Raw genomic sequence first — 12,423 nt, 5'->3', positions numbered from 1 at the left:
ACAAATCTGGGGTAAATATGTTCGTACCTTCTGCTGAATCTCTCATGTCCGCACTGAAAATCGACAGATCGGTGCTCGATGGAAGTGGTCAGGTCAAGGTGCCGGCGCGCCTTTTCAAGATGCTGTTGCAAATCGCGCTCGCGTCCGCCGAATTCGATGAGGACAGGTATTTGCAGGAAAATCCGGATGTCGCTAAAGCTATCTCTCGTGGAGAAATCGAGAGTGCGCACCTCCACTATATCGGTTTTGGTTATTTCGAGGGGAGGCGTGGAGGCGGTCCCTCCGTCGACGCCGATTGGTATCTCAGCAAATATGCCGATGTCGCGGCTGCGGTACGTGACGGCAAGATCAAGTCGGCCGAGGCTCATTTCCATGCAATTGGTGGCGGGGAAGGCCGGTGCCCGGCTCCGGAATATGAAGGCGACGCTGCGCAGTGGAAGTCGGCCATCAAGGGGACTTAGTTGTAGGGGCTACGATTGCTGAGCACGATGCTTTTTGATGATGAACACCATGCTGCGGCGGGAATAAAGCTGGTAATCTCCGGTTCAAGAATTAAAGCCGCCGGAGGTGACCTGTGAATATCTTCCTGCTCGGAGCGACGCCAAGCATTTCGACGGAGCCGGGAGAGGATCCGATCTCCAAGCTCGCGAAAACGGGCGGCAACACGGGAAACCAACTGATTGCACATGGCCTGCTGAGCCAGATCGCATACCAGAATATCTCGTGGGACTATCGGATTGATCCGAAGGAGGTGCACGAGCGCTATGACATGATCGTCATTGCGGCTGCCAATTTCCTGTTTCCTAAATTCGATTTTGGTGGGATGGCTGACTACATCGAACGCGCAGATCTGCCCGTAGCTATCGTCGGCCTCGGTGCGCAGTCGAACAATTACGACCCCAAAATCGATCTGATGCCGGGGACCGAAAGGTTCGTGAAAGTCATTGCCGAGCGCGCCGTCAGCATTGGTGTCAGAGGCCCCTACACGAGGGACGTACTGGCGCTTCGCGGTGTTCACAACGTTACCGTAACCGGTTGTCCCTCGTACTATATGAGCGGCTCGACGGGGCCCCAGGTTGCTAACCGGCCGGTCGATGAGTTCAAGCGGATTTCAGTGAATGCGTCTCGTGACGTCATCGGTCATGCCTTTGACAAGGAAAGAATGCGGCGCGTCGTTTTGGACATCTACAAAGTGGGTGTCGCTTGGCAGGCCGACTTTATTGCCCAAAGCGAACAACCGGAGATCAGGCTTGCCGATCAGGAAGCAAAAAATGGCACCGACGAATCGCTGAATGCGATCTGCGCGTTCATGAAGGAAGCTGTTTCTGACGAGGAGGCGCGGGCCTGGGCCAAGGCACACATGCGTGTCTTTTTCGACGTCGATGAATGGCTCAGGACGATTGAGAGCTACGATTTCGTTTTTGGAACCCGCTTCCATGGGTGCATGATCGCGCTTCAGCGCGGCGTGCCTGCCGTTGTAATTTGTCACGACACTCGAACTGAGGACATGTGTCGATTTCTCGGCATGCCTTGGGTCTCTATTATGGACGTGGATCAAGTGGACGTAAGGTCGCTGCACGAGAGGGTTGATCGGGCTAAACTTCTTGACCGCTACAACGAGTTGTATCCGGCGTATGTGGAATTTCTCACGTCAAATGGATTGAAGTTGAAGAGTTAGGAATCGGATATGTCGCTTGACGCGCCTGGATCTAAGATTGCACTTATCACCGGAGCTACGGGCCAGGATGGCGCGTACCTTGCAGAATACCTGCTGGGATTGGGATATACGGTCCATGGCATTAAGCGGCGGTCTTCATCGTTCAATACGGCGCGGATAGATCACCTTTATCACGACAGGCATGAGGCCGATACGCGGTTCAAGCTGCACTACGGTGACATGACGGATTCAACGAACCTGATTCGCTTGGTTCAACAAATACAGCCTACTGAGATCTACAACCTCGCCGCGCAGAGCCACGTTGCGGTGAGTTTCGAAAGTCCGGAATACACGGCGAATGCGGACGCTGTTGGGGTTCTCCGTCTGTTGGAGGCCATTCGCATCCTCAGCATGGAGAAGAGAACCCGGTTCTACCAGGCGTCGACTTCGGAACTGTATGGGCTCGTGCAGGAAATCCCGCAGAAGGAAACGACACCATTCTATCCGCGCTCGCCGTATGCCGTAGCAAAGCTCTACGGCTATTGGATCACCGTCAACTATCGTGAAGCCTACGGCATGTTTGCCTCGAACGGCATCTTGTTCAACCACGAGAGTCCTATTCGCGGCGAGACGTTTGTTACCCGCAAGATCACCCGCAGTGTCGCCAGAATCAGCGTCGGATTGGAGGATTGTCTCTTTCTCGGAAATCTCGATGCGAAACGTGATTGGGGGCATGCGCGAGATTATATTGTTGGAATGCACAAGATCCTTCAGGTGAATGAGCCGGACGACTTTGTCCTGGCAACTGGCGAAACTCGCTCAGTTCGCGAATTCGTCGAAACCGCCTTTGCTGAAGTTGGCAAAACGATCGAGTGGCGCGGCGAGGGCATAGAGGAAGTGGGAATCGAAAAGCGCTCAAGAAAGACACTCGTGCGCGTCGATCCCGCCTACTTTCGTCCGACTGAGGTCGATCTCCTGATTGGTGATGCATCCAAGGCTCGCCAGCGCCTTGGATGGGAGCCCAAGGTCGGATTTAAGCAACTCGTAAGAGAGATGGTCGGGAGTGATCTGGAGGCTGCGAAGAGAGAGGTTGGAGCCGGTGCAAGAGCCGCTGTTTAGACTCGAGGGCAAGACCGTCTTTGTCGCGGGGCATCGCGGAATGGTCGGACAGGCTTTGGTTCGCCGTCTCGCATGCGAGAATGTAGACCTGCAGACTGCGTCAAAGTCAGAGCTGGATCTCCGCAATCAATCCAATGTTGATGACTGGTTTGCGAGGGCGCGCCCGGAAGTCGTTTTTCTTGCGGCGGCAAAGGTCGGGGGTATTGTCGCGAACAATACGTTACGAGGCGAGTTTATCTACGACAACCTGGTAATTGCCACGAACGTAATTCAGGCTGCCCATCGAAATGGGACAAAAAAGCTGGTGTTCCTCGGATCGTCATGCATTTATCCGAAATTCGCTGAGCAACCCATCAAGGAAGAGAGTCTGCTTACGGGGCCGCTTGAGCCAACTAATGAACCCTATGCAGTGGCCAAGATCGCGGGACTTAAGTTGGTCGAAGCCTACCGGAAGCAATATGGCGCCGATTTCATTAGCGTGATGCCAACAAACCTTTATGGTCCGGGCGACAACTTCCACCCAGAGCATAGCCATGTCGTGGCTGCACTCATCCGGCGCTTCCATGAGGCTAAGGCAAGGCGCGCGTCCCAGGTTGTCGTTTGGGGCACCGGGACTCCGCGCCGGGAGTTTCTCTATGTGGATGACTTCGCCGACGCCTGCGTGCATCTGGTGAAGTGTTACTCCCAAGACGATTGTATAAACGTCGGCACGGGTGTGGATATCACCATAGCTGAGTTGGCGAAGATCATCGCCGAGACCGTCGGTTACAACGGCGAAGTAGTATTTGATCCGTCGCGGCCAGATGGAACTCCTCGCAAGCTCCTCGATGTGACAAGGCTTTCTCAGCGGGGATGGACGGCGAAAGTCTCATTTGAGGAGGGAATTCAACTGGCCTACCGCTCATTTTTAGACCAGTTGCTTGCGCCGCCTTGTAACTCCAAAATGGATTGAGAATGAAAAGCGCTATTGTAGTAACATCGATCAGTGCGCCGAATGCCGTCTTGAGCTCGTTGGCAGAAGGCGCGAAGAAGTCTGGCTTCGATTTTATCGTGGTTGGCGATACAAAGAGCCCCGATAATTTTGTTCTAGATGGGTGCGACTACTTTGATGTCCAAGCGCAGATATCCACCGGGTTCTCTTATGCGAAGCTGTGCCCGACTCGGCACTACGCTCGAAAGAACATTGGCTATCTAATCGCGATTGCTCGGGGTGCTAATCTGATAGTTGAGACGGACGACGATAATTTCCCTCGCGAGCAGTTTTTTGGACCAAGGGCGCGTGAGGTTAGCTGTGCAAGAAACGAATCCCCGGGCTGGCTGAACGTCTATAGCTATTTCTCAACGGCTACGATTTGGCCCCGCGGCCTTCCGTTGACCGAGATCAATCGACCCGCGGCGAACTTCGATGACTTGCCTGTTGTTTCGAACATTTGCCCGATCCAACAAGGTCTGGCAGATGAGAACCCGGATGTAGACGCGATATATCGGCTTATACTACCGCTGCCACAAAGCTTCCGGTCTGATCGCCGCGTTGCTCTGTCTGGGAATTGCTGGTGTCCGTTCAACAGTCAGAATACGGCGTGGTGGCCAGAAGCGTATCCGCTTCTGTATCTTCCCGCTCACTGCTCGTTTCGAATGACTGATATCTGGCGCAGTTTTGTCGCCCAACGGATCGCGTATGAGAATGATTGGGCTGTGCTTTTTCATGAAGCAACAGTTTGGCAGGACAGGAACGAGCACAATCTGCAACGGGACTTCGAAGACGAGGTGCCGGGATATCTCAAGAACGATCAAATCAGGCATGCTCTCAAGCGGGTCTCCTTACAGAGGGGAGTCGATAAAATATCGTCCAATTTGCGAGTTTGCTACGAGGCATTGGTCGATCTAAAGGTCGTCGGCGACGCCGAACTCCCACTCTTAGACGCTTGGATAGAAGATCTGAGAAACCTTATTCCGGACAGGATTGCTTAGTCAGAACGATGAATGAGCCAAGCAGTTCCGCGCGATCTCTCGCCGAGAGGGTAATGCAGGAGATAGAAATCCTGCACCCTCGAATGTTGGAGACAGAGGAGCAAGGATCGTTAAGTCGGCAGGACGTCTTCACTGCGCTTTCAACTTATAAGCCTAGAGTGATCGATCTGTCCAAGCTTTCCGAGGCCGATGGACTATATCTATCCGCACAGGGAATTTCTGAGCAGTTACTGATTGAAGCCGCGGAAGATAGCCGTGTTCGTGAAACACAGCTGTTAGCTTCTTTCAATCCAAACTACTGTCCAGTGTCTCGCACAGCAACGCCATTTGAGAAGGAAATTTTCGAGAAAGCGCTTCTGCGCGATGCTAGTTATGTTCTAACTGTATTCGAATGTGGGGGTATGTTAGTTCGAGATCCATGGTCGGGCGATGTTGTGCGATCTTCCCACTCGTTCCTGATCGACGACTATCACACCGCATTTAGATTTTGCTCGAAAGAGGTTTTCTATCTGATGGTCGGTCAAACGTTTGGCCGGCGCATTGCATTTATTGTTCCTCGCCTCAGGCTCGTTGCAATCTTTCCGCTTAATCCAATAAACGCTGCTCTATTGGCGTGGATTACCGAGTGTGCTGACCATCTTGTCGCAACCTTAATTTCTAAGGGAGCAAGTATCAGAAGGGTGCTGACGTGCCCTACAATAGGAGGAGGCATACAAGTCGGCTTCCGCCCAAATTTGGGCCATTACGTGTGGCAAGAACTGCAAGGTATTGCAGACGTCATTGAAGCCGTAGGTGTCAAACGGATTTTCCATTTAGTCTTGGGTCCCTACGCTCCGTTCGATCCTCGAGACGTTTTCCCAGAGTTGTCGAGTGTGCTAACAACCGTAGTAAAGAATCCGGTCGAGCCCTTCGACGCAACCTTTCACCTCAACGTGCAGCACGTCCGCCCGGTTGGGTTGCGCATCAGTTCGACATTGCGGCGAAGGATACAAGAGCTATCGGAGAGTCGCCTTTCTAAAGAAAGGAAAGATGCCATCCAGGCACGCGCGTCATCGAAATTTCTCGTTTGGGTCAACCTTCGAAGTCATAACAAGGCCTGGAAGCGACAGGTCGATGGAACTGCTGAGGTCCTCAACAGGTTGTCTGAGCGTATTCCGAATTTGGCCGTCGTGTTCGACGGATTTTCCGATACGGCAGATATCTGCGCCGCTATTGGAGGCCTGCTGGATCCGGAGATAGATGTAGTCAATACGCTTGGTTGCCCCCTCGAGGAGAGTTTAGGTTGGGCTCGGGCCATTCACGTCTACATTTCTGTCGTTGGCTCAGGTTTGGTCATCAATTCGTGGTTATCGAAGAAGCCGGGTGTTGCGCATGCTAATCGGGCGCACCTACGTCAAGCGACTTTCTGGGGGTTGGTCGCAGAAGATATTGTGGCTCCGATTTTTTTGTCGCCGACGATCGTTGAGGATGATGGGACGATGTATGGGACTTACGATTTTGATCCCGATGTCCTCTATGAATTAGTGTTGTCTCTTGTTCAATCCTACTACCCACACAGTTTATGTGAGGCTGGCCAGCCGGCTGCCAATCCGAGTGCTTGATGCGTGCAGTGTCCGCGCCGCTATCCCGCTATGCAGTCAGTTGAGCTCATGGGCTATACTTTGGTACGTTAGAAACGCGCGATTGCGCTTTTGAAACCTGATTCAGATCTTTTTTAGCTCTTGCCCTTTGCGGCTTCGACGGCTCGCTCTACCTTTCGTTTAGCGTGCTCCACCAAATCGACATCATCGGTCGGTGGCCGCGACATGAAGCGTTCAGCCAGCTCGGTAACGACAATGTCCGGCTTGAAATCTCTGATGATGCGATAGTCCAGATTGGAAGACCAAACAAACATTAACTCGGATACGGTGTCTGCGAGTAGGCCCGTCAGATAGTGAGTTCGATATTCGGAGAAAGAGTCACCGAAAAGGAGTAGTCTCTTTGCGGCTTGAGCGCTCCTGTTTGAAAATTGGACAATTGATCCAACGTGCAGGCCAACCTCGTTTGCGAGAACGCCGGATTCTCTTAAACTGACCAAATCATTTGCAAACGATCTTTTTGCGCTCCGTGCGAATGTCCCGAACCGAAATGTCTCTAATCGCTTGGGATGAAGCTTACCTCCAAGGTCCCCCGAAAGTTCAATAGACGCAGGTTTCAGATAGACCAAGTCGGCTCGTTGTTGGATTTGAAGCGAAGCGCAAAGCATTTGATAGGCGCTGAAGCACCCTTCAAGGGTCCAATGAGTGTCATTCTTTGGAAACATCTCATATGTAGCTTTTTGTCTTCGAAGGTAATCTGTAAGACCGACCAAATAACGCCGCAGCCGGGGATTATCGGATGCCTCTATTGTCTCCGCAGGCGATACTAGCCCATCCCAAATTTCACCCGCTTCCTCGCGATAAATGGACAGCTTGTCGGGGACGAAGCAATGACGATACACGATGCCGTCGTTCCTTAGACCATCACCGCGCCGCACGATGAGTTCAATCCATCTCCGAATAAGCTCTTCTCGCTCGTCTCGACTTAACTGAAAAAGTGCAATTACATTGTTGCTGCCTTTCGCCAAGAAGAGATGCCCGTTCGTCCCCTCATAGACGTCATCAGTTAGGAAAGGCATTTTGAGCTTTCTCTGTGTGCATGGTCAGGTTGCTTGGTGGGCGATATTTTTACGGGGAGCGGACCGTACATCTTGGATTTAGAGAAAGATCTTGGTTGGACCTAAGAAAGTGATGTAACGCTTGAAGTCGTCCAGTGTCGCACGGGATTGTGGGCACCAACCATCCGCCTTCATCGTTCTCGTTCCAGGCGTAAATCAAGACAGTCGGAGCGCGCTGGATGCTCGTTTGCTCCGCAACATATTTCAGCGCATGATCTAAGTGTTCGACCAATTCAAGCGGCGTTGCAGCGCCGAAATAATAGTCGATGCCTTGCCCAACCTTCTGGGAGTGCTCCCAAGGCACGGGATGCTCTACGCGTGGGCGCCTGTCCCAACCTGTCATAACTGTTGGAACGACGGGAAGTCCCGCCGCAGAAATTGCCTTCCAACGTTGTTCCGTCAATTTGGTCAGTGATTCGTAGGGCCCCACGCCTCGGATATCGCTAATTGCATAGGCTCCTAAAGCGTCCCCGCCGAGTGAAGCCCACTCTGTTAATTCCGAAAAGGTTCCGGCGAGAACTAGATAAGGATTTCCCACTCCTGCCGCGACGGCGTCTTTGCGAAACGAGCTAATCTGCTCCCTTAATGTCGCATGAGTCCCCCATCTTTCAGATATCTTATTCTGGTCAATAAACCCCAGAAAATACAATGGCCGACCATCGTTCGTGCGCACATACTCCGGCCTTTTCATAAGCTCAATATGTTCTGCTACTATCGGTGAAAGTTTGCCGGCGCTGCCCCAAAGCGTTAATTCGGTAAATAAGCAGAACTTGACTTGCGCCCGATATGAACTGGAGAGATAGCGGGAGAGCGCGATGGACATTGGATCATCGTTGCCGTAGGCAACGAAGGCCCAATAGTCCAATCCAGCAAAGGCTGCTTGCTGAATCTCCAAATCCATTAGACTTTGGGTCAGGGCGGGAAATGCGATCGTGCTACCCTTGTCGGTCTCCCGGGCAAAAAACGGAAGTCGCCATCGGTATTGCGACGGTGTAAGTGATTCTGCTACCGCGGCTGTGGGTGTAGAACCCGGCGAATACCATGCATCCCATCTGATGGCACCGACCAGGGGGCGTTCCCGGCGGCGCCCTTCGGATCGGGCCAGCCCCGAGAAGGCCAACGACGCCATTGAGGAAAATAGGAGAGCCCGGCGTGTGAGCATTGTTCGACCTCGGCGAGCAATCACGATATTCGCGCGCTCGTTTCTTTTGAAGATAGTATGACCTTTCGCGATTACCCCAAAACAAGCGAGTCGCGTTAGCCATACTTATTGACCATGTGAGCTCCCCCGCTTGAGTACGTGAGCCCCCACATTTTATTCACCATTTCGAGCTTAGATACGGTTGCTTCAGACATGGTCGATTCTTTGTGCCGTGTGAAGAACGCGTTCACTTCGACCAAATCTCCATCAAAGCTCATTTGCGGCTGCAGCCGGCGCAAGAAAAGGCCTCGCGCAGAGAGCATTTCAACGATGTCAGCCAGCAAGTGCTGCCCAATGTAGATCTCGTAAAGGTGTGCCTCAACTTCAATCGCTAGGCACTCATCCAGCAGCGGTCCGAATCCTTGCAATACTTCATATTCCACGCCCTGGACGTCCGCTTTTATCACATCTGGCTTTGGAGCGCTGCCGTTTTGCCAAAGTGTCTCATACCGAGAGCAGCTAACCACGGTTGTCGACTTGATGTCGAAGCACGGAGCTACGGCATAACTCTCTAACAACTCGGTGTTTGGCCTCAATAGCGAGCTACATTGTGGAAATCGAGTCAAATAAAGTTCACGGTCCTCGTTACTAGAAAATAATGCGGCCTCGACAACGGTGACCGAACTAAAGTCGCAGTAGTTGTTGGCGCGGAGCGCTTCGGCGGCCTCGTGTTGAGGTTCAACAAAGATCATATTTAAGCTTTGCCGAAATGGCACGAGTTCCTCTTGCACTCCGCCAGCGGCGCCGACATCGACAAATGTAAGAGGCGGGCAGCCCGTGCTCGCTTCTTCGACGATTAGCTCGATCTCGCTGAAGATCAGCTGGTCTTCCCCCGTTCCGGGGTAAACAGCTGTTCTACGAGCAGTGCCTATCGTGACAAAACTGTCCGCACTCAAGAACCTTATTGTGGCGGTCAGTGAATTGTCTTGAAGCTCGGCTCTGACGCCGAGGGCCCCTGCCATCTTTAGTACTTTTCCCGTCATATTGATTTGGGCAATGTCTATTCCGCCGGCGCCGTTTACGTATAAGTCGCTGGAACAGCCAATCGATGCCTCGACGCTAATGTTTAGCGTGACAACCTTGCCCTTCAATTCGGTATTGAAAGCGCGCATCAGGTGCCAATCGCGATCGGAGGTATCTGCGAAATGTAGCTTTCCGTTGCGAGTTCTAAGGGCGCACGCGTGCGCTGGTTTCCAGTCGCGAAGTACGATATCCAATTTCTTCATGCACGTGCCAATCTAGGAATTGCCCATCTATTCCAGTGCCATCTTTTGAAAGGGGCCTTCCTCCAAAATACTCCATCGCTATCGATCGCGTACATCTGCTCAACGATCGAATGTGTCGCTCGAAAGTCTAGCGTCGCACGCCGCGCATCGATCACCGGACCGTAATCGTCAATGATGACAAATCCGCCAGGCGAAACCCTGTGATACAAGTGGGTCAGCGCATCGGTTGTGGAGCTGTAGAGATCGCCATCCAGGCGTATCAGCGAGAACCGTATCGCCTCGGGCAGTCTCGGCAGCGTATCGCGAAAGTAGCCCTTCAGGAATGCGACCTGATCGTCGAGCAAGCCGTAACGGCTGAAGTTTTCCTTCACCGCTTCGAGTCCGACCGAGAGCTCTGGTCGGGCGTGAAAGTCGAAACGCGTCGCGGCGTCTTTGGTGAAACGGGGGTCGGGGGGTGGCAGCCCCTCGAAGGAATCCGCGACCCAGACGCGACGGGAGGTGTCGCCATAGGCGGCGAGGACCCCGCGAAGAAGAATGCAGGCGCCGCCGCGCCAGACGCCGGTCTCGATGAAATCGCCTGGGATGCCTTCCTCGATGATTTGGCATGCGGCTTCGCGGGTCTGTCGAAGCCGCGTCAAGCCGATCATCGAATGCGCTTCGGAAGGAATGTCCTTGCCCATCTCGCGGCGTGCGCTCTCATAAGGCTTGAGCGTGCCCAATACGTTGTAGCTGTCCTGATAGATGGTGTTGGCGATGGCTCGCTCCAGCAGGTCCAGGTACAGCTGCCGGGCCGCGGCCTCCGGCGTCAGGCGCTTCGCCTGGGGAGGGCGGTTGCTGATCCATCTTGGAAGGCGTTCGATTGACTGTTCGACGAGGCATGCGTGCTCGCTCTCGACCAGTTCCGCGTCGTCGTCCCGCGCGACCTGTCGGAGCGCCGTCGCATAGCTCGCGGCCGCGATCGGATCGGTCGGTATCCAGTGGTAGACCTTGCCCAGAGCGTTAGCCGCTTCGGAATGCTTTTCTTGTGACTGCAGCGCCCTCGCGAGGAGCGCATAGGCATCGGGATCCTTCGGCCGACGTTCGACCTCAGCGCGGGCGAGGCGCTCCGCATCCTCCAAGCGGCCCGCGTGGAAGAGGGCGTCAACCACCCGCTTGTTTGTCTCGGGCAGGCGCGTGTTGTGAACGGGAATTCTGACCTGGTGCGCGACCGCTTCGTCCAGATTGCCGGTCTTCAATGCGAGATCGATATCCTCGAAAACTCCCATGGACCATGCGCTCCGGATATGTCGCTGCGTCAGCGCGATTCAGGCGTTACGGAATTATGGGATGATAGACGTTTAGCATCGATTTGCCCGACGGGTCAAGCGGATTTTCGGAATATCGAAAAACAAGGGGCTGCGGCTACTGTGCATGGGGTTGTTTTCGCGCTTTTCGTGTCGACCACCCCAGGCTGAGCCGATAGCCGCCTACTTGCTCAACCCCACCCGCTTCGTCTGATACCCCCGCTCGATGATCGCCTGCCACCAGGGCTTCTGTTCGAGATACCAGCGCACCGTCTTCTCGATGCCGGTCTCGAAGTTTTCTTCGGCGCGCCAGCCGAGCTCGGTCTCCAGCTTGGTGGCGTCGATGGCGTAGCGGTGGTCGTGGCCGGGGCGGTCGGTGACGAAGGAGATGAGGCGGCGGTGCGGACCGGCCTCGCCCGGGGCGAGGTCGTCGAGCAGGTCGCAGATGGTCTCCACCACGTGCAAATTGGTGCGCTCGTTGCGGCCGCCGACATTGTAGGTCTGCCCCGGCTGCCCGCGCTCCAGCACGAGGCTCAGCGCCTTGGCGTGGTCCTCGACGAACAGCCAGTCGCGAATGTTGCTGCCGTCGCCATAGACCGGCAGCTTCTCGCCGGCGAGGCCCTTGATGATCATGTGCGGGATCAGCTTCTCCGGGAAGTGATAGGGCCCGTAATTGTTGGAGCAGTTGGTCACCAGCGTCGGCAGCTCATAGGTCTCCCGCCAGGCGCGCACCAGATGGTCGGACGAGGCCTTGCTGGCCGAATAGGGCGAGTTCGGGGAGTAGGGGCTGGTCTCGGTGAACAGGCCCTCAGGGCCCAGCGAGCCGAACACCTCGTCGGTCGAGATGTGCAGGAAGCGGAAGCGCTCGCGCTTCTCACTGGGGAGCGAGCGCCAGTGCCGCAGCGCCTCCTGCAGCATGGTGAAGGTGCCGACGATGTTGGTCTGGATGAACTCGCCGGGGCCGTCGATCGAGCGGTCGACATGGCTCTCGGCGGCGAGGTTCATCACCGCGTCGGGCTGGTACTTCTCGAACAGCTGTCGCAGGCCCGCGCCGTCGCAGATGCATTGCTGCTCGAAGGCGTAGTGCGGATTGCCCTGGGCGCCCGGCAGCGAGTCCAGATTGGCGGCATAGGTCAGCTTGTCGATGTTGACGACCCGCGCATGCGTGTCGCGCAACAGGTGCCGCACCACCGCCGAGCCGATGAAGCCGGCGCCGCCGGTCACGAAGATCGTCGAACCCTTGAACCGCATGGCCCCGTTCTCCAATGGTG

Annotated in this window: 11 protein-coding genes; 6 read left to right on the top strand and 5 right to left on the bottom strand. The window is 54.7% G+C overall.

All coding sequences use genetic code 11. The annotated features are described in order from the left end of the window. The first annotated feature begins 44 nt into the window (after window positions 1-44). The 6 genes from HYH07_RS05590 to HYH07_RS05565 all read left to right on the top strand — a co-directional run bounded on the left by HYH07_RS05590 (window position 45) and on the right by HYH07_RS05565 (window position 6,348). Complete coding sequence (locus tag HYH07_RS05590) at window positions 45-461, top strand: hypothetical protein (RefSeq protein WP_228749261.1); 417 nt, start codon at window positions 45-47, stop codon at window positions 459-461. A gap of 113 nt (window positions 462-574) precedes the next feature. Next, window positions 575-1,678: a polysaccharide pyruvyl transferase family protein gene (locus HYH07_RS05585; RefSeq protein WP_220001545.1), complete on the top strand. Its 1,104-nt coding sequence runs from the start codon at window positions 575-577 to the stop codon at window positions 1,676-1,678. Between the two features lie 9 nt (window positions 1,679-1,687). Continuing rightward, window positions 1,688-2,776, top strand: coding sequence for a GDP-mannose 4,6-dehydratase (gene gmd, locus HYH07_RS05580; RefSeq protein ID WP_220001544.1), 1,089 nt, complete (start codon window positions 1,688-1,690; stop codon window positions 2,774-2,776). Further along, the gene (locus tag HYH07_RS05575) at window positions 2,748-3,728 is read left to right on the top strand and encodes a GDP-L-fucose synthase (RefSeq protein ID WP_283842797.1); all 981 of its coding nucleotides are present in this window, start codon (window positions 2,748-2,750) and stop codon (window positions 3,726-3,728) included. The genes gmd and HYH07_RS05575 overlap by 29 nt, the downstream gene beginning before the upstream one ends. A 2-nt stretch (window positions 3,729-3,730) precedes the next feature. Then, a complete protein-coding gene (locus HYH07_RS05570) occupies window positions 3,731-4,747 on the top strand; it encodes an STELLO glycosyltransferase family protein (RefSeq protein ID WP_220001543.1) in 1,017 nt (338 codons plus the stop codon). A gap of 53 nt (window positions 4,748-4,800) precedes the next feature. Next, entirely contained in the window at window positions 4,801-6,348 is a 1,548-nt protein-coding gene (locus tag HYH07_RS05565) for a hypothetical protein (protein ID WP_220001542.1), read from the top strand. Between the two features lie 113 nt (window positions 6,349-6,461). Here the strand turns inward: HYH07_RS05565 and HYH07_RS05560 are convergent, their stop codons facing one another. The 5 genes from HYH07_RS05560 to rfbB form a co-directional block, all read right to left on the bottom strand. Then, entirely contained in the window at window positions 6,462-7,403 is a 942-nt protein-coding gene (locus tag HYH07_RS05560; RefSeq protein WP_220001541.1) for an alginate O-acetyltransferase AlgX-related protein, read from the bottom strand. 49 nt (window positions 7,404-7,452) lie between these two features. Continuing rightward, window positions 7,453-8,343, bottom strand: a complete 891-nt coding sequence (locus tag HYH07_RS05555; protein WP_220001540.1) for a hypothetical protein — start codon at window positions 8,341-8,343, stop codon at window positions 7,453-7,455. A gap of 356 nt (window positions 8,344-8,699) precedes the next feature. Then, a complete protein-coding gene (locus tag HYH07_RS05550; protein WP_220001539.1) occupies window positions 8,700-9,869 on the bottom strand; it encodes an FkbM family methyltransferase in 1,170 nt (389 codons plus the stop codon). After that, window positions 9,866-11,134: a TylF/MycF/NovP-related O-methyltransferase gene (locus HYH07_RS05545; protein ID WP_220001538.1), complete on the bottom strand. Its 1,269-nt coding sequence runs from the start codon at window positions 11,132-11,134 to the stop codon at window positions 9,866-9,868. Before HYH07_RS05545 ends, HYH07_RS05550 begins: the two co-directional genes overlap by 4 nt. A gap of 201 nt (window positions 11,135-11,335) precedes the next feature. Then, on the bottom strand, window positions 11,336-12,403 hold the full coding sequence (gene rfbB / locus HYH07_RS05540) for a dTDP-glucose 4,6-dehydratase (RefSeq protein WP_220001537.1): 1,068 nt from the start codon (window positions 12,401-12,403) through the stop codon (window positions 11,336-11,338). Window positions 12,404-12,423: the final 20 nt, after the last annotated feature.

Origin of the sequence: Bradyrhizobium sp. BR 10261 (genome assembly GCF_019455395.1) — a bacterium.
In the GTDB taxonomy this organism is placed as follows: Bacteria; Pseudomonadota; Alphaproteobacteria; order Rhizobiales; family Xanthobacteraceae; genus Bradyrhizobium; species Bradyrhizobium manausense.
The sequence above is the reverse complement of the archived record's forward strand: the minus strand, read 5'-3'. Positions and strand labels throughout refer to the sequence as shown.